The sequence below is a fragment of the Mycolicibacterium sphagni genome, from assembly GCF_002250655.1.
Taxonomy (GTDB): Bacteria; Actinomycetota; Actinomycetes; order Mycobacteriales; family Mycobacteriaceae; genus Mycobacterium; species Mycobacterium sphagni.
In genome coordinates, this window is the sequence record NZ_NOZR01000005.1 from 40,868 (window position 1) to 63,579 (window position 22,712).

The 22,712-nt window shown below is 66.8% G+C and carries 19 protein-coding genes and 1 pseudogene; 3 read left to right on the forward strand and 17 right to left on the reverse strand.

All coding sequences use genetic code 11. The features are described 5' to 3' along the window. Positions 1-19 precede the first annotated feature (19 nt). The 13 genes from CG716_RS07370 to CG716_RS07430 all read right to left on the reverse strand — a co-directional run bounded on the left by CG716_RS07370 (position 20) and on the right by CG716_RS07430 (position 17,254). On the reverse strand, positions 20-886 hold the full coding sequence (locus tag CG716_RS07370) for an acyl-CoA thioesterase (protein ID WP_094477995.1): 867 nt from the start codon (positions 884-886) through the stop codon (positions 20-22). Positions 887-898: 12 nt separating this feature from the next. Beyond that, complete coding sequence (gene pyk, locus CG716_RS07375; protein WP_094477997.1) at positions 899-2,317, reverse strand: pyruvate kinase; 1,419 nt, start codon at positions 2,315-2,317, stop codon at positions 899-901. 68 nt (positions 2,318-2,385) lie between these two features. Continuing rightward, positions 2,386-3,885, reverse strand: coding sequence for a glutamate synthase subunit beta (locus CG716_RS07380; protein ID WP_094477999.1), 1,500 nt, complete (start codon positions 3,883-3,885; stop codon positions 2,386-2,388). Then, the gene (gene gltB / locus CG716_RS07385; protein ID WP_094478001.1) at positions 3,878-8,440 is read right to left on the reverse strand and encodes a glutamate synthase large subunit; all 4,563 of its coding nucleotides are present in this window, start codon (positions 8,438-8,440) and stop codon (positions 3,878-3,880) included. The genes CG716_RS07380 and gltB overlap by 8 nt, the downstream gene beginning before the upstream one ends. 169 nt (positions 8,441-8,609) lie before the next feature. Then, positions 8,610-8,996 carry a DUF2752 domain-containing protein gene (locus CG716_RS07390; RefSeq protein WP_094478003.1) on the reverse strand — a complete coding sequence of 129 codons (387 nt, stop codon included), beginning with the start codon at positions 8,994-8,996 and terminating at the stop codon, positions 8,610-8,612. Further along, complete coding sequence (locus tag CG716_RS07395) at positions 8,986-9,372, reverse strand: NINE protein (RefSeq protein ID WP_094478005.1); 387 nt, start codon at positions 9,370-9,372, stop codon at positions 8,986-8,988. Before CG716_RS07395 ends, CG716_RS07390 begins: the two co-directional genes overlap by 11 nt. A gap of 29 nt (positions 9,373-9,401) precedes the next feature. After that, on the reverse strand, positions 9,402-10,832 hold the full coding sequence (locus CG716_RS07400) for an HNH endonuclease signature motif containing protein (protein WP_094478007.1): 1,431 nt from the start codon (positions 10,830-10,832) through the stop codon (positions 9,402-9,404). Positions 10,833-10,882: 50 nt separating this feature from the next. Further along, positions 10,883-12,160 (reverse strand): prolipoprotein diacylglyceryl transferase, encoded by a 1,278-nt coding sequence (lgt, locus tag CG716_RS07405; RefSeq protein WP_094478009.1) that lies wholly within the window; start codon positions 12,158-12,160, stop codon positions 10,883-10,885. After that, positions 12,157-12,969, reverse strand: a complete 813-nt coding sequence (gene trpA / locus CG716_RS07410) for a tryptophan synthase subunit alpha (protein ID WP_094478011.1) — start codon at positions 12,967-12,969, stop codon at positions 12,157-12,159. Before trpA ends, lgt begins: the two co-directional genes overlap by 4 nt. Continuing rightward, positions 12,966-14,204, reverse strand: coding sequence for a tryptophan synthase subunit beta (gene trpB, locus CG716_RS07415; RefSeq protein WP_420093178.1), 1,239 nt, complete (start codon positions 14,202-14,204; stop codon positions 12,966-12,968). Before trpB ends, trpA begins: the two co-directional genes overlap by 4 nt. A 36-nt stretch (positions 14,205-14,240) precedes the next feature. Next, positions 14,241-15,059, reverse strand: coding sequence for an indole-3-glycerol phosphate synthase TrpC (gene trpC / locus CG716_RS07420; protein ID WP_094478015.1), 819 nt, complete (start codon positions 15,057-15,059; stop codon positions 14,241-14,243). A gap of 78 nt (positions 15,060-15,137) precedes the next feature. Then, positions 15,138-15,737 (reverse strand): TIGR02234 family membrane protein, encoded by a 600-nt coding sequence (locus tag CG716_RS07425; protein WP_094478017.1) that lies wholly within the window; start codon positions 15,735-15,737, stop codon positions 15,138-15,140. Then, positions 15,734-17,254 (reverse strand): anthranilate synthase component I, encoded by a 1,521-nt coding sequence (locus CG716_RS07430; RefSeq protein ID WP_094478383.1) that lies wholly within the window; start codon positions 17,252-17,254, stop codon positions 15,734-15,736. The genes CG716_RS07425 and CG716_RS07430 overlap by 4 nt, the downstream gene beginning before the upstream one ends. Positions 17,255-17,308: 54 nt before the next feature. Here CG716_RS07430 and CG716_RS07435 point away from each other — a divergent pair, with 54 nt between their 5' ends. Then, positions 17,309-17,764: a peroxiredoxin gene (locus CG716_RS07435; RefSeq protein ID WP_094478018.1), complete on the forward strand. Its 456-nt coding sequence runs from the start codon at positions 17,309-17,311 to the stop codon at positions 17,762-17,764. Positions 17,765-17,777: 13 nt separating this feature from the next. On the opposite strand, the pseudogene CG716_RS07440 reads toward CG716_RS07435, so the two are convergent. Then, positions 17,778-19,106: pseudogene (locus CG716_RS07440) on the reverse strand (2-isopropylmalate synthase); the annotation flags it as partial. 198 nt (positions 19,107-19,304) lie between these two features. On the opposite strand from CG716_RS07440, the gene CG716_RS07445 reads away from it, so the two are divergent. Together CG716_RS07445 and CG716_RS07450 are read left to right on the forward strand one after the other, a co-directional pair. Further along, complete coding sequence (locus CG716_RS07445; protein ID WP_272938270.1) at positions 19,305-19,985, forward strand: FadR/GntR family transcriptional regulator; 681 nt, start codon at positions 19,305-19,307, stop codon at positions 19,983-19,985. Next, complete coding sequence (locus CG716_RS07450; protein ID WP_094478022.1) at positions 19,982-20,779, forward strand: ABC transporter ATP-binding protein; 798 nt, start codon at positions 19,982-19,984, stop codon at positions 20,777-20,779. The genes CG716_RS07445 and CG716_RS07450 overlap by 4 nt, the downstream gene beginning before the upstream one ends. Here CG716_RS07450 and hisI read toward each other — a convergent pair. Genes hisI through CG716_RS07465 form a run of 3 tightly spaced genes read right to left on the reverse strand, consistent with a single transcriptional unit; the run spans position 20,776 to position 22,711 of the window. Next, on the reverse strand, positions 20,776-21,123 hold the full coding sequence (gene hisI / locus CG716_RS07455) for a phosphoribosyl-AMP cyclohydrolase (protein ID WP_094478024.1): 348 nt from the start codon (positions 21,121-21,123) through the stop codon (positions 20,776-20,778). The genes CG716_RS07450 and hisI overlap by 4 nt on opposite strands. Beyond that, a complete protein-coding gene (hisF, locus tag CG716_RS07460; protein WP_094478026.1) occupies positions 21,120-21,893 on the reverse strand; it encodes an imidazole glycerol phosphate synthase subunit HisF in 774 nt (257 codons plus the stop codon). The genes hisI and hisF overlap by 4 nt, the downstream gene beginning before the upstream one ends. After that, on the reverse strand, positions 21,893-22,711 hold the full coding sequence (locus CG716_RS07465; protein ID WP_094478028.1) for an inositol monophosphatase family protein: 819 nt from the start codon (positions 22,709-22,711) through the stop codon (positions 21,893-21,895). Before CG716_RS07465 ends, hisF begins: the two co-directional genes overlap by 1 nt. Position 22,712: the final 1 nt, after the last annotated feature.

The following is a 22,712-nucleotide window of genomic DNA, read 5'->3' on the forward strand; positions in this document are numbered from 1 at the left end:
AAAAACGATACGCCCGCCATCAGGCATTTCCTGGGAAGTGCTTGACGATTCCTTCCTGGGTCACGGTGGCCACCACCTCGCCGATCGGGTTGAAAAAGTGGCCGGTGCCCAGGCCTCGCGATTCGGCGGCGACAGGCGAGCTGGTCGAATACAGCACCCACTCGGAGAAGTCGACCTGCCGGTGGAACCACACCGAATGGTTGACGGTCACCGCGAAGATGCGGTCCCAGCCCCAGGACAGGCCGTGGGTGGTGATGATCGAATCCAGCACCGTGGTGTCCGACGAATAGACCATCGCGGCGGTGTGCAGGACCGGGTCGTCGGGCATCGCTCCGTCGGCCTTGAGCCACACCTGGTTGGTGGTCTGCATACCGCCCTTTTCCCGCATGATCCAGGCCGGGTCGTTGGTGTAGCGCCACTCGATCGGGCGCAGTGCCTCGACGAATCCGGGCACTACTTTTTCGTAGCCGATCAGCAGCTCATCGATGGTCGGGAGGCTCTCCGGCCCGGGCAGGTCGGGCATCGAGACGTTGTGTTCGAGTCCGCTGCCCGCCGACGTATACGACAGCAGCGCCGATGCCAGCAGCGTGCCGTTCTGGATGGCATCGACGCGGCGGTTGGCGAAGCGGCGCTCGTCGCGCAGTCGCACGACGTGGAATTCGATGTCGGCGCCCGGATCACCGCCGGCGATGAAATGCACCGACAGCGCACTCGGCGCGATGTTGTGGACGAGGGTGCGGCTGGCGGCGACGAACGCCTGGGCCATGAGCTGCCCGCCGAAGGTGCGGGGCGGATTTTTGTGGGGGTGGGCGCCGAGGAACACGTCGTCGCCGAGTGAGGAGAGATCCAGGATGGCCAGCAATTCGTCGAGATCTGACGTGGCCAACAGCCGGTCTCCTTAGTGGTCGTCCTCCCCGATTCGGTGCACATGAATCAGATTGGTCGAGCCTACTGTGCCCGGCGGGGCACCCGCGACGATGATGACCAGGTCGCCGCGCTTATAGCGGCCGAGCTCCAGCAGCGACTGGTCGACCTGCCGGATCATCTCGTCGGTCGACTGCATGTGCCCGACGATGAATGTCTCGGTGCCCCAGGTCAGTGCCAGTTGGCTGCGTACCTCGGGCAACGCGGTGAACGCGAGCAGCGGCAGCGGGGTATGTAGCCGGGCAAGCCGTTTCACAGTGTCGCCGGACTGGGTGAACGCCACCAGCGCTTTGGCGTCCAGCCGCTCGCCGATGTCACGGGCCGCATAGGAGATGACGCCGCGCTTGGTGCGGGGCACGTGGGTCAGCGGCGGGGCGGCCGTCGTGTTCTCCTCGACCGCACCGATGATCCGCGCCATCGTCCGCACAGACTCCAGCGGGTACTTGCCGACCGACGTCTCCCCGGAGAGCATCACCGCGTCGGCACCGTCGAGCACGGCATTGGCGACGTCGGACGCCTCGGCGCGGGTGGGCCGGGAGTTCTCGATCATCGACTCCAGCATCTGGGTGGCCACGATCACCGGTTTGGCGTTCTCCCGGGCCATCTGGATGGCCCGCTTCTGCACCAGCGGAACCTCTTCGAGCGGCAGCTCGACACCCAGATCGCCACGCGCCACCATGACGGCGTCGAACGCCAGCACGATCGCCTCGAGGTTGTCGATCGCCTCGGGCTTCTCCAGCTTCGCGATCACCGGGACCCGGCGGCCGACCCGGTCCATCACCTCGTGCACCAATTCGACGTCAGCGGGTGACCGGACGAACGACAGCGCCACCAGGTCCACACCGAGGCGCAGCGCGAACTCCAGGTCCTCGATGTCCTTCGTGGACAGCGCCGGCACCGAGACGTTCATACCGGGTAGCGACAGGCCCTTGTTGTTGCTGACCGGGCCGCCTTCGGTCACGCTGCACACCACGTCGTCACCGTCGATGTGCTCGACGACCAGCGCCACCTTGCCGTCGTCGATCAGCAGCCGGTCGCCGGGTTGGGCATCCTTGGCCAGCTGCTTGTAGGTGGTCGACACCCGGTCGTGATCGCCTTCGTAGTCCTCGACGGTGATCCGCACGGTCTCGCCACTGGCCCAGTACGTGGGGCCGGCGGCGAAGCGGCCGAGCCGGATCTTGGGACCCTGCAGGTCGGCGAGGATGCCGACGGCGCGGCCAGTGACATCGGATGCGTTGCGAACGCGTTTGTAGGCGGCCTCGTGGTCGACGTAGTCGCCGTGGCTGAAGTTCAGGCGCGCGACATCCATGCCCGCCTCGACAAGAGCTTTGACCGATTCATCGGTGCTGGTAGCCGGGCCGAGGGTACAGACAATCTTGCCGCGTCTAGTCACAACGCCTCAGCATAGTCGCGGTTCACGGGCATCTCGACCGATACAGATCCCGGTGGACGGCTGTTCACTCAGCCGACAGCCAACGGCAATTGGTGCGGCCGCACCGGCTCCGGCAGATCGGACTCCCCCATCAGAAACGCGTCCACCGCATGGGCGGCGGCGCGGCCCTCGGCGATCGCCCACACCACCAGGGATGCGCCCCGGTGAGCGTCACCGCAGACGAACACCCCGGGTGCGTCGGTCTGCCAATCCGATCCGCAGCTGATCGCCCCGCGCGGGCTCAGCGCGATGCCGAGGTCGTCGAGCAGCGTCATGTGTTCGACACCTTCGAACCCGATGGCCAGCAAGGCGAGATCGCAAGGGATATCCAGTGAGTCACCGACAGGCGTGATAACGCGGCGGCCGTCGATGCGTTCGACCTTCACCTCGGCGATCTGCATGGCACGCAGGTTGCCGTCCTCGTCACCGACGAATCGCTGGACCGCCACCTGGTAGTGGACGGTGCCCCCTTCGGCGTGCGCCGGCGAGCTGCGAAGCACCAAAGGCCATGTCGGCCATGGGGATAGCTCGTCGTTGCGGACGTCCGGCGGTTGCGGGTTGTAGTCCAGCTGGGTCACCGATGCCGCGCCCTGCCGGTGCGCGGTTCCCAGGCAGTCGGCGCCGGTGTCGCCGCCGCCGATGATCACCACGTGCTTGCCCTTGGCCGAGATCTCCGACGGTCCGTCGCCCTCACATTCCCTGTTGGCCGGGACCAGATGCTCCATCGCCAGGTGCACGCCCTTGAGGTGGCGGCCCTCGACGTCGTTGTCCCGGCCGCGCAACGCCCCGACGGCCAGCACGACAGCGTCGAACCGGTTGCGCAGCTCCTCCACCGAGAGGTCTACTCCGACCTCGCATTCGGTGACGAAACGTGTTCCCTCGGCGCGCATCTGGGCCAGGCGTTGGTTGAGGGTGGACTTCTCCAGTTTGTATTCGGGGATGCCGTAGCGCAGCAGGCCGCCGAGGCGGTCGTCACGTTCGTAGACGGTGACGTAGTGTCCCGCGCGGGTGAGCTGCTGGGCGGCAGCCAGTCCGGCAGGCCCGGAGCCGACGACGGCGACGCTCTTGCCGGTGCCGATCGCGGCCGGTTGGGCTTCGACGATGCCCAGTCGCCAGGCCTGGTCGACGATCGTGTTCTCGATGCGTTTGATCGTCACGCTGCCACCGGTCTGCTCGTCGGAGATCGACAGCACGCACGCCGCCTCGCAGGGTGCCGGGCAAAGCCGGCCGGTGAATTCGGGAAAGTTGTTGGTGGCGTGCAAGCGTTCACTGGCGGCATCCCAGCGGCCGCGGCGGACAAGGTCATTCCACTCCGGGATCAGGTTGCCTAACGGGCAGCCTGCAGTTCCGGAGTGACAGAACGGGATTCCGCAGTCCATGCAGCGGCGCGCCTGCTGGGATACCTCGCTGGCGCGATCCTTGGGGTCCTGGCGTTCGTAGACTTCTCGCCAGTCGCCGACCCGCTCGTCGACGGTGCGCTTGGTGGCCTCGATCCTGGGAACCTTCAGAAATCCGGTGGGGTCAGCCACGTGTTGCCTCCATGATCGCGGTGTCCACGTCACGCCCCTCGGCCTTGGCCATCCGGGTGGCTTCGAGCACCTTCTGGTAGTCGGTGGGCATGATCTTGGTGAATTGAGCGCTGCGTCTCGGCCAGTCGGATAGCACCGATTTGGCCAGGGTGCTGCCGGTGTGGTGGACGTGGCGGGCGACGACGTCGTGTAGCCATTCCAGGTCGTCGGGGTCCAAGCTCTGCAGCTCGACCATCGCAGTGTTGACCTTGGCCGGATTCAGGCCCAGCACGTAGGCGATGCCGCCGGACATGCCCGCCGCCATGTTGCGCCCGGTACGGCCCAGCACCACGACCCGTCCGCCGGTCATGTACTCGCAGGCGTGGTCCCCCACCCCTTCGGTCACCGCCAGTGCACCGGAGTTGCGGGCGGCGAACCGTTCCCCGACCCGGCCGCGCAGGAAGACCTCGCCCGACGTGGCCCCGTACAGCAGGGTGTTGCCGGCGATCACGTTGTCCTCGGGCAGGAACAGGACATCCTCGGGCGGCCGGACGATAACCCTGCCACCGGAAAGGCCTTTGCCCACATAGTCGTTCGCATCGCCCACAAGTTCCAGGGTGATACCCGGCGGCAGGAACGCCCCGATGGACTGGCCGGCCGAGCCGGTGAGCCTGATGTGGATGGTGTCGTCGGGCAGGCCCTGGGCACCGTAGCGGCGGGTGACCTCCGAGCCCAGCAGGGTGCCGACGGTGCGGTTGACGTTGCGCACCGGCAGTTCCAGCCGCACCGAGTGGGCGTCCTCCAGTGCGCCCTCGGCCAGGGCGATCAAGGTCTGGTCGAGCGCCTGGTCGAGGCCGTGGTCTTGATCGCGCAGGCGACGCCGCTGGGTCAGAGGGCCGCCGTGCGCGTCGGTGGGCACGGCGAAGATGGGGCTGAGGTCCAGCCCCATGGTCTTCCAGTGCGCCACACCCTCGTCGGTGTCGAGCACCTCGGCATGACCGACGGCCTCATCGATGCTGCGGAAGCCCAGCTCCGCCAGCATGGCGCGGACATCCTCGGCGATGAACCGGAAAAAGTTCTCCACGAACTCCGGCTTACCGTTGAACCGTGCTCGCAGCTCCGGGTTTTGGGTGGCCACCCCGACCGGGCAAGTGTCCAGGTGGCAGACCCGCATCATGATGCAGCCGGCCACCACCAGGGGCGCGGTGGAGAAGCCGAACTCCTCGGCACCGAGCAGGGCGGCGACGATGACGTCACGGGCGGTGCGCAGCCCACCGTCGCATTGGACGGTGATGCGGTCGCGAAGGCCGTTGAGCATCAACGTCTGCTGGGTGTCGGCCAGGCCGATCTCCCACGGCGCCCCGGCATGCTTGAGGCTGGTCAGCGGTGCCGCCCCGGTGCCGCCGTCGTATCCGGAGATCAGGACGACGTCGGCGTGCGCCTTGGACACCCCCGCCGCGACCGTGCCGACCCCGACCGAGCTGACCAGCTTGACGTGGATCCGCGCCTCGGAGTTGGCGTTCTTCAGGTCGTGGATCAGCTGAGCGAGATCCTCGATGGAGTAGATATCGTGGTGCGGCGGCGGTGAGATCAGGCCGACACCGGGCGTGGAATGCCGGGTCTTGGCGATGTTGGGATACACCTTGAACCCGGGCAGCTGACCGCCCTCGCCGGGCTTGGCGCCCTGGGCCATCTTGATCTGAATGTCAGTCGCGTTCACCAGGTAGTCACTGGTGACACCGAACCGGCCCGATGCGACCTGCTTGACGGCGCTGCGCCGGCGGGGGTCGTGGAGCCGGTCCTCGTCCTCGCCGCCCTCGCCGCTGTTGGAGCGCCCGCCGATGGTGTTCATGGCGATCGCCATGGTCTCGTGCGCCTCCTGCGAAATCGAGCCGTAGCTCATCGCGCCGGTGTTGAACCGACTGCAGATGGCGTCCACGGACTCGACTTCGTGCAGCGGGATCGGCTCGCGCAGACCCTTCTTGAAGCCGAACAGGCCACGCAGCGTGCCACCCTCGCGGGAGAGGCGGTTGACTTCCTCGGAGTACTTGGCGAACACCTCGTTGCGGCCGGTGCGGGTCGAATGCTGGAGCAGGAAAACGGTTTCCGGCGTGAACAGGTGGAGCTCGCCCTCGCGGCGGAACTGGTATTCGCCGCCGACCTCGAGCCGGCGGTGGACCCGCTCAGTGGGGTTCTCCGGGTAAGCGCGGCGGTGCCGCAGCTTGACCTCCTCGGCGAGCACGTCGAGTCCGACGCCACCGAGTTGACTGACGGTCCCGGTGAGGTACTCGTCAACCACGGCTTTCGACAGGCCGATGGCCTCGAAAGCCTGTGCGGCCGTGTAGGACCCGACGGTAGAGATGCCCATCTTGCTCATCACCTTCATGACGCCCTTGCCGAGCGCCTTGAGGTAGTTCCTGACGGCGGTCCCGGCGTCGATTCCGGTGAGCTCGCCCTCGCGGATGAGGTCTTCGATCGACTCGAAGGCCAGGTACGGGTTCACCGCGGCCGCGCCATAGCCGATCAGCAGGGCGATGTGGTGGACCTCACGGGCATCACCGCTTTCCACCACCAGCGCGACCATGGTGCGCTGCTTGGTGCGCACCAGGTGGTGGTGCACGGCGGCGACGGCCAGCAATGACGGGATCGGCGCCCGGGTGTGATCAGAGTCCCGATCCGAGATCACCAGTGTGCGTGCACCTTTGGCGATCGCTTCGCACGCTCGGTGACGCAAATCCTCGATCGCATCGGCCAGCCCTGGGCCGCCTCGCTCGACTTCATAAAGCGAGCGCAGGACGGCGGTCTTCAGGCCGGGCTGCTCACCGTCGTCGTTGATGTGAACGATGCGATTCAGCTCGTCGTTGTCCAGAACCGGCCAGTGCAACAGGATCTGGCGACACGAGGCAGCCGTCGGCTCCAGCAGGTTCTGCTCAGGGCCCATCACGCGGGCCATCGACGTGACGATTTCTTCGCGGATGGCATCCAGCGGTGGGTTGGTCACCTGCGCGAACAGTTCGACGAAGTAGTCGTAGAGCAGCTTCGGGCGCTGGGACAGCACGGCCACCGGGGTATCGGTGCCCATCGACCCGAGGGGCTCCTGACCGGAGGCCGCCATCGGCGTCAGCATGATCCGTAGGTCTTCTTCGGTGTAGCCGAACGCGATCTGGCGGCGGACCACCGATTCGTGATTGGGCGAGACGCGGTTGCGCGCAGGCAGTGTCGTCAGGTCGAGCAGACCGGCGTGCAGCCATTCGCCATAGGGGTGCTCGGCGGCTAGCTGGTCCTTGATCTCGTCGTCGGTCACAATGCGCCCGGCCGAAGTATCAATCAGGAACATCTTGCCCGGCTCCAGCCGGCCCTTGGCGATGATTTCACCGGACGGGATGTCGAGCACACCGCTCTCGCTGGCGAGGATCACCCGGTCGTCGATGGTGCGCCACCACCGGCCGGGGCGTAATCCGTTGCGGTCCAACACGGCTCCGACAACGGTGCCATCGGTGAACGTCACGCAAGCAGGGCCGTCCCACGGTTCCATGAGCGATGCGTGGTACTGGCAGAAGGCCCGGCGCGCGGGATCCATGGTGGCGTTGTTTTCCCACGCCTCCGGGATCATCATCATCACCGCGTGGGGCAGGCTGCGGCCGCTGAGGTGCAGCAGTTCGAGCACCTGATCGAAGGACGCCGAGTCGGACGCGTCCGGTGTGCAGATCGGCGAGAGCCGGCTCAGGTCGCCGGGGATCTTGTTACTGGCCAGCATGGCTTCGCGGGCGTGCATGCGGTTGCGGTTGCCGCGCACCGTGTTGATCTCGCCGTTGTGCGCGACGAAGCGGAACGGGTGCGCCAGCGGCCAGGACGGGAAGGTGTTTGTGGAGAACCGGCTGTGCACGATGGCGATGGCGCTCATGCAGCGTTCGTCGCGCAGGTCGGCGAAATACTTGGGCAGCTGCATCGTGGTCAGCATCCCCTTATAGGCCAAGGTGCGGCTCGACAGCGACGGGAAGTAAACGCCCTCGGCGATCTTTTCGGCACGCTTGCGCACCGGGTAGACCAGGCGATCGAGGTCGATGCCACCAGGGCGGCTGCCGTTTCGTTCCGGCGCGGCGACGAACAGCATCGACATATGGGGCATGCAGCCCAGTGCGGTTGCACCGACTTCGGCTCCGGCGGGGTCGACCGGCACCGTGCGCCAGCCGAGAACCTGCAGGCCCTCTTCGTCGGCGATGACTTCGACACGGTCGAAAGCCGCCTGCCGGGCGACGGGATCCTGGGGCAGGAAGCAGATGCCGGCGGCAAACGTGTTGGCGCCCTGGCCGGTAGGCATGGGCAGATCGAATTCGACGACCTCGCGCAGCAATTCGACCGGCAGCTGCAGCAGGATCCCGGCGCCGTCACCGCTGTTCGGTTCGGCGCCGGCGGCGCCGCGGTGTTCGAGGTGCTCGAGCGCCGTCAAGCCGTCGGCGACGATCTGATGCGATCGTCGACCTTGAATGTCAGCCACCATCGCAACGCCGCACGAGTCGGACTCGTTCCGGGGGTCGTAGAGACCCTGCGCTTCGGGAAGTGCTGAAAACAGCATTCCACGCTCCTCCGCGGTCGGTCATGCGGCGGGATAGCTGGCGCGCGCGATGCGCTGAATTGTGGCCTTGCCGCAGTCTGACGTGTGATGTCCGGGACTGCGCCGGCCCGATGATTCGGCGCGAAATTGCGTCGCACCGAGTTCCGAGTGTATCAGCGAGAGCGGGTGACTACCGACTGATAAGAGTGGGGACCAGCGGGAAGCCGGGCACGTTGCGGACCACCGTCCAACTGATCGCGGCGACCACGATCGTGACGATCGCGGGTCCGGGAAACAGCCGCTCCCCCCGGCTGATCCGCCAGACCAGCCAGATGGCCAGCAGCGGCAAACCAACGAGAAGGAACACGTTGTCGACGACGGCGGCGCCCATGTCACCGTGCAGCAGGTCGTGGGTCATCCGTAGGCCACCGCAGGCTGGGCAGTTCCAGCCGGTGAGGAGCCGGAATGGGCAGGGCGGGAACATCGTGCCGGGGCGGTGCGGGTCGACGACGCCGACGTAGGTCAGGGCGCCGATCGCCGCGGCGCCCGTACCAATCGCAGTGGCGCTACGTTCCATCGCGCAGGGGGCGGCCCTGCGGGTCGCGCACCTTGTCGGTCAGGATCAGAATGCTGTCGATGATGCCCCAGATGACAGCACCGATCCCGCAGGTGACAAGCCCGACGAGGAGCTGCGCGATGCCGAGCCCGGTGTAGCCCAGATAGATGCGGCCGATGCCGACGAGGCCTAACAGGCCGAGCAATTGCAGCAACCCGGCGACGACCTTGGACTTGTCCGACAGCGGCTCACCAGTGATCGGATGCCGGCCGTAGGGTGCGGACGGGTCGCTGTAGCCGCCCGCCGCCGGATACTGCGGCGGCAGCGGGTAATTGGACGGCGGCGGATAGTTGGGCGGCGGAACGCCTTCCGTGCCTCCGAACTGCGACTCTGTCATGCCCACAGCATGCCAGAGCGGAGCCCAACCTAGAAGGGTGGCGCGGGGCCCGCTTTGATGATGAGCCCGGGCTTGCGTTCCGCCCGGTTCCGGGCTCGTTCGTTGGCGACGTGGTGAGCGCGGTTCTGCCGACGGGTGGTCCGCCGCCCAGGCATCATCACCGAGCGGTCACCGCAGCGGTGGACTGCCGGAGGCGGCGTCGCGGGCGCGCCCGTGGGCGTCATCAACGCGGGAAACAGCAGGATGCTCCCCGGAGTCGTCACATAGGTCTCGCCGCTGGGAAGTGTCCAGATCACGGTGCCGTCCGCGAGCTGTTGGTCCTTCCAACCCCAGAAGGTTTTCAAAATGTGGTGTTCGCGGCAGAGTGCTTTGAGGTTGGACGCGTGTGTCGGGCCGTCGGGCCACGGGACTGTGTGGTCGATGTCGCACTTGGTGGCGGGTTTGTCGCACCCGGGTGCGCGGCACGTCAGGTCGCGGGCGCGCACGAAGTCGGCAAGCGCCCGGGACGGGTGGTAGCTGGAGTCGGGCGGCGCGTCGATGGGAACGATCAGCGGGCGCTGGCGCGCCGTCGCTTTGAGTTCGGCCAGCAGTTCGGGCGAGATAAGCTCCCCGGTGTCGAGCAGATAAGCCGGCTTGGCGGCAGCACCGTTGAGCGTCGCCTGATCGGCAACGACATGGATGACAACCGAACCCGTCTTCATTTTGCTTGCCGCACAATCAGATTGGCCGCAGCGGCAGGCAAGCCCGTCGACACCAGTGCCGAATGTCCCAAGCGCGTCGGAGCGACGTTCGCCGACAGTTCGCGGATCGTCATCGCAGACTGACTTCGCCATAACGTTGAGCCGCTTGTCGAGGGCCGCACCGTCGGCGACCGACAGCCGCGCCGACAGATCCACATAGCCGTCGGCCGATTCCCAGAATGTGACGTCACGTTCAGTGGCGCGATCCTGAGTTCGCCTCACCGCATCAGGGTCGTGTTGAAACACGATGTCGTCGATCTCATTGGCGAGCTTATTGCGGGTCATCGACGGCCAGCGGGCAACGACGGCGGCCAGCTCGGCGTCGACCTCGGCCATGGCGTCGGAATCGGTGATGAGGTGAGTGCGGAAGACGATCGTCTGATACAGCCGGCAGTCGATATCGCCAGTCTCGAAGACAGCGGCGACCGCTGGCAGCCTCAGCATGGCCAGCGCGTAGTTCATGTAGCTGTTGGCCTTGCTCAAGCTCAGCCGCATTGCTGCGGCTATTTCGGCACCGACCGCCGCCCAAGTGTCGACGGCCCAGTCCTCGCGCTCACCCCGCTCTTGGCGGCGCAGTTCGAAGATGTCGGCGATCACCCGCAGCCGGCCGGCCGCAGCCTGATTCTCCAGTCGCGAAAAGCTGGTGAGCCGGACGAACAGGCCGCGCGACTCATCCGTTTCGGATGGCTCGAAATACTCGGCGGGCCAGTGATCGAACATACATTCGATTGTGCCACCGGGGTGTGACAATTTCCCGCGCTGAAGCGGACTCAGTCGCGGTGGACTTCCACGCCCCACAGCACACGTCGTACGACTGCACGGAAGTCGCGGCGCTGGAGTGCCGGCTCGGGCTCGGGCTCGGGCTCGGGCTCAGGTTCGGGCTCGGGCTCAGGTTCGGGAGCTGGCTCGGGCTCCGGCGCAGGTTCGGGCGCGGGCTCAGGCTCCGGAGCTGGCTCGGGCGCAGGTTCGGGTTCGGGCTCGGGCTCGGGCTCAGGCTCCGGAGCTTGCTCCGGCTCGGGCTCCTCGACATCACCCGCGGCGGCCGCATCTTCGGAGTCGTGCTCGGCGGCCAAAGACACCGCCGCGGCAATACCGCCACCTGTCGCGACGGCCACCAAGTCCTCGGCCATCTTCTCGGCAGGTGATTCCTCGGCGGCCTCGTCGGGCTCACCTTCGGCCTGCTTGCCGGCCAGCGAGGATGGATCTTCGCGGCCCTTGGGCGCCAGCAGGATGTAGACGATCGCGCCAATGAACACGAAGACCGACGTGAACGAGTTCACCCGGATACCGGCGATGTGCGTCGCGGTGTCATCACGCAACAGCTCGACCCAGAACCGGCCTATGCAGTACGCGGCCACATACGAGGCGAACAGGCGACCGTGGCCAATCTTGAAGCGCCTGTCGATCCAGATCAGAAAGCAGAACACCGCCACGTTCCACAGCAACTCGTACAGGAACGTCGGCTGAACCACCGCGGCGACCTGCCCCGTCGACACTCCGTCGAGCGAATGCACGTCGACCATCCCCGACGAATCCCGCCGGTAGAAGATCTCCATCCCCCATGGCAACGTGGTCTCGCGTCCGTACAACTCTTGGTTGAAGTAGTTGCCCAGCCTCCCGATCGCCTGCGCAAGGATGATTCCCGGCGCAATCGCGTCGCCGAACGCCGGCAGCGGAATGCCCCTGCGCCGGCAGGCAATCCACGCACCTACACCGCCCATGGCGACAGCGCCCCAAATACCGAGGCCGCCGTCCCAGATCCTCAGCGCCGCGCCGATGCCCGCGCCGCCCTCCGCGAAATACGTTCTCCAGTCGGTCATCAGGTGATACAGCCGGCCACCGATGAGGCCGAACGGAACCGCCCACAATGCGATGTCGTAGATGACACCTTGCTCGCCGCCCCGCGCCGCCCAACGGCGGTCACCGATCACCAGCGCGGCGATGATGCCCGCGATGATGCATAACGCGTAGGCCCGAATCGGGACCGGTCCCAGATGCCAGACACCCTGCGGCGGGCTCGGGAAATAAGCCAAGACGGTTGTCGTCACGAAGCAGACACCTTCTGTCGTACGCCTACAGCCAGCTCTTCGGTCAGCGTCCGCACTGCCGCCAACCCGTCGGTCAGGGCAGACACCAACGCCGAACCCACGATCACCCCTTCGGCGAACGCCGCGATCTCGGCAGCCTGCTCACGCGAGCGCACCCCCAGGCCGACCCCCACCGGAATGTCCGAGATCTGCTTGACCCGCCCCACCAGTTCGGGCGCGGCACTGGACACGACGTCGCGCGCACCGGTGACGCCCATGGTCGATGCCGCGTAGACAAAGCCCCGCGAGGCCTCCACAGTTTTGGCCAGTCGCTCCGGGGTCGACGACGGCGCCACCAGGAAGATGCGGTCCAAGTCGTGGGCCTGAGAGGCCGCCAGCCACTCTTCGGCCTCGTCGGGAATGAGGTCCGGCGTCACCATGCCCAGCCCTCCGGCAGCCGCAAGGTCACGTGACCAGGCGTCAATCCCGTAGTGCAGCATGAGATTCCAGTACGTCATGACGACGGCGTTACCGCCAGCGGCACTGATCGCCTCCACCGCCCGCAGGGTGTCGCGCACGCGGACGCCACCTTGCAGCGCCGCTTCCGTCGCGGTCGCGATCACCGGCCCATCCATTCCTGGATCGGAGTACGGAACGCCGACTTCGATGATGTCGCAACCGGATTCGACCATCGTCACCATCGCGTCGATCGACAGATCGACGGACGGATAGCCCGTCGGCAGGTAGCCGATCAGGGCGGCGCGACCCTCATCGCGGCACGCCCCGAAAATCGACCCCAGCCGACCCGACTGGCTGTGCTGAACGGTCATGAGGCTCCTGGGCCGGACTTGTCGAACAGCCCGAACCACTTTGCCGCCGTCTCGACGTCCTTGTCACCGCGGCCGGACAGGTTGACCAGAATGATCGACCCCGGCCCCAACTCGGCCGCCAGCTTCACCGCGCCCGCAATCGCATGCGCCGACTCGATGGCCGGGATGATGCCTTCCAATCGGCACAAGAGCCGGAACGCATCCATGGCCTCGGTATCGGTGATCGGCCGGTACTCGGTGCGGCCGAGATCCTTGAGAAACGCATGCTCGGGACCCACCCCCGGGTAGTCCAGGCCAGCCGAGATCGAGTGGGACTCGATGGTCTGGCCGTCCTCGTCCTGCAACAGATACGAGTACGAGCCCTGAAACGCGCCGGGCGTTCCACCCGCGAAAGTGGCTGCATGCCTGCCGGTTTCGACACCATCACCAGCCGCCTCGAAACCGATCAACCGCACAGAAGCGTCGTCGATGAACGGATGGAAGATGCCGATCGCATTGGAACCACCGCCGACACAGGCAGTCACCGCATCGGGCAGCCGACCGGCCTGGGCCAGCATCTGCGTGCGCGCCTCCAGCCCAATGATGCGCTGGAAGTCGCGCACCATCGTCGGGAACGGATGGGGTCCGGCGGCAGTCCCGAAGCAGTAGTAGGTGTCGTCGGCATTGGTGACCCAGTCACGGAACGCGTCGTTGATGGCGTCCTTGAGGGTCATGGACCCGGACTCCACCGACACCACCTCGGCGCCCAGCAGCCGCATGCGCGCCACGTTGAGCGCCTGGCGCGCGGTGTCCACCGCGCCCATGTAGATCACGCACTCCAGACCGAGCAGCGCGCACGCCGTCGCAGTGGCGACGCCGTGCTGGCCCGCGCCGGTCTCGGCGATGACCCGGGTCTTGCCCATCTGCTTGGCCAGCAGTGCCTGGCCCAGCACGTTGTTGATCTTGTGCGATCCGGTGTGGTTGAGGTCTTCGCGCTTCAGGAACACCCGTGCCCCACCGAGATGCTCGCTGAGCCGCACCGCTTCGTACAGCGGTGACGGGCGCCCGGCGTAGTGGGTCTGCAGATTGTCGAGCCGATCGAGGAATTCCTGGTCGGTGCGGGCCTTTTCGTAGGCGGCCGTCACTTCTTCGATGACCGCCATCAGCGCCTCAGGGACGTAGCGGCCGCCATACACCCCGAAGTGTCCGCGAGCATCGGGCTCGTGCGAGGTGGGTTCGGCGACGGCCGCACTCATGCGCGGCACGTCTGGGGTGGAGGTATCGGCCACGACTCAGCGGGCGGGTTTCGGGCAGGAGGGATGCGCTCCTGCGGTCACCAGGTCAGCGACGGCGCTACGCGGATCCCCACTGGTGACCAGACCTTCACCGACCAGCACGGCGTCCGCCCCCGCACCGGCGTAGGCCAGCAAATCACCGGTCCCCCGAACTCCCGATTCGGCGACCCGGATGACGTCGGACGGCAGGCCCGGCGCGATCCGCGCGAAGCAGTCCCGGTCGACTTCCAAAGTCTTGAGGTTACGGGCGTTCACTCCGATGACCTTGGCCCCGGCCTGCAGTGCCCGGTTGGCTTCTTCCTCGGTGTGCACCTCGACCAGCGCAGTCATGCCCAACGACTCGGTGCGCTCCAACAGCGACTCCAGTGCCGGCTGCTCGAGTGCCGCCACGATCAGCAGCAGCATGTCGGCACCGTGCGCCCTGGCCTCGTGAATTTGGTACGGCCGGACGATGAAGTCCTTGCGCAGCACCGGGATTCGCACGGCAGCGCGCACCGCGTCTAGGTCAGCCAGCGAGCCGTGGAAGCGACGCTCCTCGGTCAGCACGCTGATCACGCGGGCTCCGCCGCTCTCGTAGGCGCGGGCCAACTCGGCAGGATCGGCGATGTTGGCGAGCTCGCCTCGGGATGGGCTGGCACGCTTCACCTCGGCGATGACGGCGATGCCTGGTGCGCGCAACGCGGCCAGCACATTCAGCGGGGCCGGAGCCGCCTCGGCAGCGGCCTTGACCTCGGCTAAGGGAACGATCGCCTCACGAGCGGCAACGTCTTCGCGCACTCCCTCGATGATGGAGTCGAGCACGCTTGCCGAACTCATGCGAACCGGATCCCTTCTAGCGCCCTGACGATCTCGCTGATGTCTTGTGAAGGGTAGTCGTAGTAGGTGACGCATACCTCACCGACCCTCGGTGTCGATGTGTCGCTCGGTGGGATCGACTCCCTCGTCCAGGGCGTCCCACATGCCCCGCTCAGATAGGGCCGGGTCGGCATCCTCACTGCGAGCGATGCTGCGGCGCACCGAAGGGGCTGCGTATTTGGCCGTGGCCTGCCGTCCGGACCCCGCAGAGCGCATCAGCAGGAAGGCGGCGACCAACGCGCACACCGCGGCGGCGACGGTCAGTCCGGCACCGACGTAGTGCCGGTCGCTTGCCACCAGGGACGCCACCGGAAGCTGGGCCAGCTCGGCGGCTCGCGGACCGACGTCGGGCATGACGATCAGGCTGACGCCGAGGTAACCGAGCAGCAGCGTCACCACGGCCACCAGCACCGCGACCGCGCGCAGGGCCCATCCCCGCACAGCCAGCCCGGCCACCGCAGCCGCCAGCAGCAGTACCGCCAGCGGCAGCAGGGCGTTAGACCAGCTGGCGCCGGTCAGCGTGATGCTCTTGGGCTGGCCCAGGCCGTCGAATGACGTCACCGACACCCACACCATCCGCGACGCCACCCACAGCAGCAGCGCCGACACCACCAGCAGTAGCTGGCCGACGCGCATCACGGCGCGCCCAGCGTCTCGGCAGCTGCGATCGCGCTCAACACCGCCTTGGCCTTGTTGGACGCCTCGGTGTACTCGTACGGGCCGTTGGAGTCGGCCACCACGCCACCGCCGGCCTGGACATAGGCGGTGCCCTTGCTCATCAGAGCCGTGCGGATGGCGATCGCGAAATCGGCATTGCCGGCGAAGTCCAGGTAGCCGACGACGCCGCCGTAGAGGCCGCGGCGGGTCTTCTCCACCTCTTCGATGAGCTCCATGGCCCGCACCTTCGGCGCGCCGGTCAGGGTGCCGGCCGGAAAACAGGCGGTGACGGCGTCCAGGGCTGTGCGTCCTTCGGCCAGCAGGCCGGTCACCGTGGAGACCAGGTGCATGACGTGGCTGTAGCGCTCGATGTGGCTGTAGTCCTCCACGCGCACGGTGCCCGGCACACACACCCGGCCCAGGTCGTTGCGACCGAGGTCGACGAGCATCAGGTGTTCGGCGCGTTCCTTCTCGTCGGCCAGCAGCTCCTTTTCCAGCAGCTGGTCTTCTTCCTCGGTCTGACCACGCCACCGGGTCCCGGCGATCGGATGCGTGGTAGCCCAGCCGTCCTTGACCGTCACCAATGCTTCCGGGCTGGAGCCGACGATCGAAAAGGCCGTCCCCCCAGCCTCATCCGGGATATGCAGCAGGTACATGTACGGGCTGGGATTGGTGACCCGCAGCATCCGATACACGTCGATGGGGTCAACGGCGGTGTCCATCTCGAAGCGCTGCGACGGCACCACCTGGAAGGCCTCGCCGGCCTCGATCTCCTTGACCAGTCGCTCGACGATCGCGCTGTACTCCTCAGGTGTGCGCTGCGAGCGGTGCTGCGGTTGCGGCCGGGAGAAGGTCGCCACGCTGGAGTGCTGCGGCTGGCTCAGGGCTTCGGTCATCACGTCGAGGCGGGCGACGGCGTCGTCGTAGGCCCAGTCGACACGCTCGTCAGTGCCGTTCCAGTTCACCGCGTTGGCGATGAGCGTGATGGTGCCCTCGTGGTGGTCGACGGCGGCCAGGTCCGTCGCCAGCAGCAGCAGCATGTCGGGCAGCCCGAGGTCGTCGACTACCAGCTCGGGCAGCCGCTCCAGACGGCGGACGAAGTCGTAGGCGAAGAACCCCACCATGCCGCCCGAAAGCGGGGGCATGCCGGCCAGCGGCCCGGTGGACAGCAGAGCCATGGTCTGGTGCAGCGCCTGCAGCGGATCCCCACCCGTTGGCGCGTCCCGCGGGGTGGTGCCCAGCCAGACAGCCTGGCCGTCACGCACCGTCAGCGCCGAGGGCGCACCGGCCCCGATGAACGACCAGCGAGACCAGGAACGCCCGTTCTCGGCGGATTCCAGCAGGAAGGTTCCAGGCCGGTTGGCGGCCAGTTTCCGGTACGCCGACAACGGTGTCTCGCTGTCCGCGAGCACCTTGCGGGTCACCGGCACGACGCGATGTTCGGCGGCCAGCGCACGAAACTCCTCGCGTGTGGTGGTGGCGGCGAGGTTGGATTGCACGGATACATCCTCCCAGACCCGCCGGCCCGATTTGACCGGCGTAGCCTGCACCCCATGAAACGTGGAGACCAGGTTGCGGACTTCGAACTGCCGGATCAGACCGGCACCGTGCGCTCGCTGACGAGCCTGCTCGCCGACGGGCCGATCGCCCTCTTCTTCTATCCCGCCGCGATGACGCCCGGCTGCACCAAGGAAGCCTGTCACTTCCGCGACCTGGGCTCGGAATTCGCCGCGGTCGGCGCCACCCGGGTCGGTATCAGCACCGACCCCGTCGACAAGCAGGCGCGGTTCGCCGACTCGCAGAGTTTCGACTACCCGCTGCTCTCCGATGCCGACGGCACCGTGGCCACCCAGTTCGGCGTCAAGCGCGGACTACTGGGCAAGCTCATCCCGGTCAAGCGCACTACATTCGTCATCGACACCGATCGCACGGTGCTTGAGGTGATCTCCAGCGAGGTCAACATGGACACCCACGCCGACAAGGCACTCGAGGTACTCAAGTCGCGTTGAGCGCGTTCTCGCCGTAGGCGGCGACGAAGAGGTCGTACAGCTCGGCAGGCTTGACCTCGACGCCACGTTCGTCGGCGAGCGCTTGGGCCCGTCGTGCGAAGTCGATCTGCATCTCCCGCGGCAGATCAAGTCCGTACTCGGTCAGCAGCACATAGGCGAAGCCGCCCTTCCCCGACTGCGAGTTGACCCGGATCACCGCGTCGTAGGTCCGGCCGATATCGGCTGGGTCGATGGGCAGATACGGTACGCGCCAATCGATTTCACGCTCCGAGCCGCCGGTGCTCAGTGCACGCTCGCGGTGCTCGGCCAATCCCTTCTTGATCGCGTCCTGATGGGTTCCCGAGAACGCGGTGTGCACCAGGGCGCCGACGTACGGATGACGTTCATGGATCGACATCCGGGTGCAGTATTCGACGGTGCGGGCGATCTCGTCGATATCGGAGAAATCGATCATCGGATCGACCCCTTGGGCGTACAGGTTCAAAGCCAGTGTCGCGATATCGACATTCCCGGTGCGCTCACCGTTTCCGAACACACATCCCTCGACGCGCTGCGCGCCGGCCAGAACCGCGAGCTCGGCACACGCGACGCCAGTCCCCCGGTCGTTGTGGGGATGAACCGACAGGATGACGCAGTCGCGCCGCGCCAGATTGTGGTGCATGTACTCGATCTGGTCGGCATAGACGTTCGGCGTGGCCACCTCGACAGTGGCCGGCAGGTTCAGGATCACCGGCCGATCGGGGGCGGCGTCCCACAGCGCCGTCATGTCGTCGCATAGTCCCAGTACGTAGTCGGGTTCAGTGAGATTGAACACCTCCGGGGAGAATTCGAACCGAATATTGGCCTTGTCCCCCGCGAACTCGAGCACATCGCGGCCCCCGGCCAGGACCAGCTCGCGCAGCTCGGCACGGTCCCTGTTCAGCACTACCTCGCGCCACACCGGCGCCGTGGCGGTGTACATGTGGATGACGACATCGCCAGGGATGCCCCGCACCGAGGCGACCGTGCGTTCGATCAGGTCACGGCGGGCCGGCGTAAAGACCACGATGGTCACATCCGTTGGCACGATGTCAGATTCGGCCAGCAGCCGGACGAAGTCGAAGTCAGCCTGTGAAGCAGACGGATAACCGACCTCGATCTCCTTGTAGCCGATCGCCACCAGCAGTTCGAAGAATCGGCGCTTACGTTCCGGATCCATCGGATCGGGCAGCGCCTGATTACCGTCACGCAGGTCGACCGGAACCCAGAGCGGCGCTTGGGTGATGCGTGCGTCTGGCCAATGTCGTTCTACGAGTGGCACTTCCACCCGGTCATAGACACCGGCGTAGCGATACGACGGCATCCGTGACGGTTGTTGACGATTCCATGCGGGCATTCTCTTAGTCGCTTCCTGATCGGGTTTGGTGTGATCCGACCGGCACGACAAAGCCCCACGGCGGGGAACCGGTCGTTCAGACCCCGCCGCGGCGACTAAGCACGAGCGCATATGTCATGGTGACCAGACTGTACACTACTCCTCAGACAAGTAGAGAGGTTCGTCGTGGTTACCCCTATCGCCCAAGTGCAGCGCCACCCGCTCGCCGCGCAGACGGCCCAGCTGTTGATGACGCGCATCCGGGACGGCGAATGGCCGCTCGGACACCGACTTCCGGGCGAGACCACCTTGGCCGCACAGCTGGGCGTCGGCCGCTCGACGCTGCGCGAGGCGGTCCGCGAACTGGCCGGCAAGGGCGTACTCCACAGCCGCCAGGGCGCCGGCGTGTTCGTGACGGCCACCGAAGCCGTCGAGGACTGGGACACCATCCTGCGGCGCACGACCATCGCGGCCGTGATCGAAGCGCGGATCGCGATCGAAGCCGAGGCCGCCGCGCTCGCCGCCACCCGGCGCACCCCTGCAGATCTCCGGGCGATCCGCCGGGCACTGGCCGCCCGCGGCGTCCTGGGTTTGGCGGTCCCCGACCATGTCGACGCCGACGCCGCGTTTCACCGGGCGGTCGTCGCGGCCGCGCACAACGACGTACTGACGCAGTTGTTCGACGCATTCCTGCCGCGGCTGCGGCTCGCGATGATCGACATGCTCAAGATCCACGCGGTGCCGTCGGAAGAAGCCGACCATGCCGCACACCGGGAACTCGCGGATGCGATAGCCGACCGCAATCCCGTCGCGGCCGCAGCCGCCAGCCGCTCCCACCTGACTTCCTTGAAGGAGGCCTACTCGTGACCCCGGTCCTCGAGATCCGTGATGTGACATTCCGGCGCAACGGCAAGCAGATCATCGACGGCATATCGCTGACCGTCCAGGCAGGCGAACACTGGGCGCTGTTGGGGCCCAACGGTGCAGGCAAGAGTACGCTGCTCGGGTTCTGTGCCGCGGTGACGTTTCCCACCACCGGCGCGGTGCACATCCTCGGTAGTCAAATGGGACGCACGGATCTGGCCGCACTGCGCCGCTCGATCGGACACGTGAATCCCCGCCATCGGCTGCAGTATTCGCTGACCGTGCGCGAGGTGGTACTGACCGGCATCACCGCCACCATCGACCTCCCGATGCGCTGGACGCCGAGCCCGGCCGAAAGTGAACGGGCCGACGCGATGATCTCCGCGGTGGGCATGACACGCAAGGCCGGCGACGTGTGGCCCACACTGTCCCAGGGCGAGCGGGGTCGTGCTCTCATTGCGCGGGCGCTGGTGTCAGAGCCCGATCTGCTGCTGCTCGACGAGCCGACGACCGGGCTGGATGTCGCGGCGCGCGAGCAATTGCTCGAGACCATCGACACCCTCGACCGCACGCACCCCGATGTCGCCTCGATCCTGGTGACCCATCACCTCGAAGAATTGCCGACGACCACGACGCACGCCTTGCTGATCGCCGATGGCCGCACCGTGGCCAGCGGCCTTGCCCGCGAGACGATTTCGACGGACAACGTCACGACGGCGTTCGCACACCCGATCGCAGTCGGCTACGACGAAGGCCGGTGGACCGCACGCGCGAAGGCCAACGCCATCGACGTCTAGCTCTCCGGGCCCAGCAGCTGGTCGGCGTCGAAGCAGCTGTGGTCGCCGGTGTGGCAGGCGCCGCCGACCTGATCGACCTCCAGCAGCACGGCGTCGCCGTCACAATCCAGCCGCACCGAGTGCACGTGCTGGGTATGTCCGGAAGTCGCGCCCTTGACCCAGTATTCGCCTCGCGAGCGCGAGTAATAGGTGGCTTCCCTTGTCTCGAGGGTGCGTGCCAGCGCCTCGTCGTCCATCCAGGCCACCATCAGCACGTCACCGGTGCCGTGCTCCTGCGCGATCGCCGCGAACAACCCGTTGGCGTCGCGCTTGAGCCGCTTCGCGATATCCGGATCGAGGCTCATCTCACAACGATTCCCTCCGCGGCCATGGCCGCCTTCACCTGCCCGATCGTCAGCTCGCGGAAGTGAAAGACACTGGCCGCCAGCACTGCATCAGCACCGGCTTGGACAGCGGGCGCGAAATGGCCCACCGCACCGGCTCCCCCGCTGGCGATCACCGGCACGGTGACGGCCTTGCGCACCGCCCGCAGCATCGTCAGATCGAAGCCGGCCTTGGTACCGTCGGCGTCCATCGAGTTCAGCAGGATCTCGCCGACACCGAGTTCGGCTCCGCGCGTTGCCCATTCGACCGCGTCGATACCGGTCCCCTGCCGCCCGCCGTGGGTGGTTACTTCCCACCCGGACGGAGTCGGCGCTGAACCGGCCGGCACCGTACGTGCATCCACCGACAACACGATGCACTGCGAACCGAACTGCCGCGACAACTCGGCCAGCAACTCGGGCCGTGCGATCGCGGCGGTGTTCACCGACACCTTGTCCGCGCCTGCCCGCAGCAGCACGTCGACATCGGCCACCGACCGAACACCGCCGCCGACGGTAAGCGGGATGAAGACCTGCTCGGCGGTGCGGCGCACCACGTCGAGCATCGTCGCGCGGCCCGACGACGACGCCGTGACGTCCAGGAACGTCAGCTCGTCGGCGCCCTCGGCGTCATAGGCGGCGGCCAGCTCGACCGGATCGCCCGCGTCCCGCAGGTTTTCGAAGTTGACGCCCTTGACCACCCGGCCGGCATCTACGTCCAGGCAGGGAATCACGCGCACCGCAACGTCCATCAGAGGTAATCCTCCGGTGCGCCGACTTGCCCCAGGATCTCCATCACGTGGTCGTGTACACCCGGTGCGGCGGCCAGCGCCGAGCGTGACGACGGCGTCCACGGCTGACCGTTCAGGTCGGTGACGATCCCGCCGGCGGCCCGCACCAGCGCCACCCCGGCGGCGTGGTCCCAGATGTGGTCGCCGAAACTGATGGCCGCACCCATGATCCCGGCCGCCACGTAGGCGATGTCGACGCCCGTGGCGCCGTGCATCCGCATCTTCGAGCAGACCCGGCTCAGGTTCTCCAGCACAGCCAGCCGATACCGCCCCGGGAACCGGCCCCGCCAATCGACGTTGAACGTGCCGAAGCCGATCACGCACTGTCCGATCTCGCCGTGTCCAATCGGCGGCTGCGGGTCCCCGTTGAAGTACACGGGTCCGCCCAGCACCGCGCTGTAGCGCTGGTCGGTGAACGGCAGCCAGGTCAGACCCGCGACCGGCTCGCCGTCGCGCAGCAGTCCCAGCAGGATGGCGGCCATCGGTGAGCCGGCGGCGTAGTTGAAGGTGCCGTCGATCGGGTCCAGCACCCACACCAGGTGGGAATCGATTGGCGCCCCGCCGAATTCCTCGCCGTGCACGCCGATCCCGGTGGCTGCCTCCAGCGCTGTGACCACCTGGCGTTCGATGGCCAGGTCCACCTCGGTGGCGAAGTCATTACCCTTCTTCTGCACAGCCGAGGAGGCCCGGTGCCCGGCGATGAAGGGTTTGGACGCCTCGTCCAGGATCACCGCTGCCTGGGCCACCAGGGCCTCGAGGTCTGGAGACTCCACTGTCATC

What these genes read in the sequence shown, in the direction of transcription:
- gltB (WP_094478001.1), bottom strand. Translation starts at nt 8,440, where the DNA reads ATGCTGTTTTCAGCACTTCCCGAAGCGCAGGGTCTCTACGACCCCCGG.
- CG716_RS07390 (WP_094478003.1), bottom strand. Translation starts at nt 8,996, where the DNA reads ATGGAACGTAGCGCCACTGCGATTGGTACGGGCGCCGCGGCGATCGGC.
- CG716_RS07395 (WP_094478005.1), bottom strand. Translation starts at nt 9,372, where the DNA reads ATGACAGAGTCGCAGTTCGGAGGCACGGAAGGCGTTCCGCCGCCCAAC.
- CG716_RS07400 (WP_094478007.1), bottom strand. Translation starts at nt 10,832, where the DNA reads ATGTTCGATCACTGGCCCGCCGAGTATTTCGAGCCATCCGAAACGGAT.
- trpA (WP_094478011.1), bottom strand. Translation starts at nt 12,969, where the DNA reads ATGACCGTTCAGCACAGCCAGTCGGGTCGGCTGGGGTCGATTTTCGGG.
- trpB (WP_420093178.1), bottom strand. Translation starts at nt 14,204, where the DNA reads ATGAGTGCGGCCGTCGCCGAACCCACCTCGCACGAGCCCGATGCTCGC.
- trpC (WP_094478015.1), bottom strand. Translation starts at nt 15,059, where the DNA reads ATGAGTTCGGCAAGCGTGCTCGACTCCATCATCGAGGGAGTGCGCGAA.
- CG716_RS07435 (WP_094478018.1), top strand. Translation starts at nt 17,309, where the DNA reads ATGAAACGTGGAGACCAGGTTGCGGACTTCGAACTGCCGGATCAGACC.
- hisI (WP_094478024.1), bottom strand. Translation starts at nt 21,123, where the DNA reads ATGAGCCTCGATCCGGATATCGCGAAGCGGCTCAAGCGCGACGCCAAC.
- hisF (WP_094478026.1), bottom strand. Translation starts at nt 21,893, where the DNA reads ATGGACGTTGCGGTGCGCGTGATTCCCTGCCTGGACGTAGATGCCGGC.
- CG716_RS07465 (WP_094478028.1), bottom strand. Translation starts at nt 22,711, where the DNA reads ATGACAGTGGAGTCTCCAGACCTCGAGGCCCTGGTGGCCCAGGCAGCG.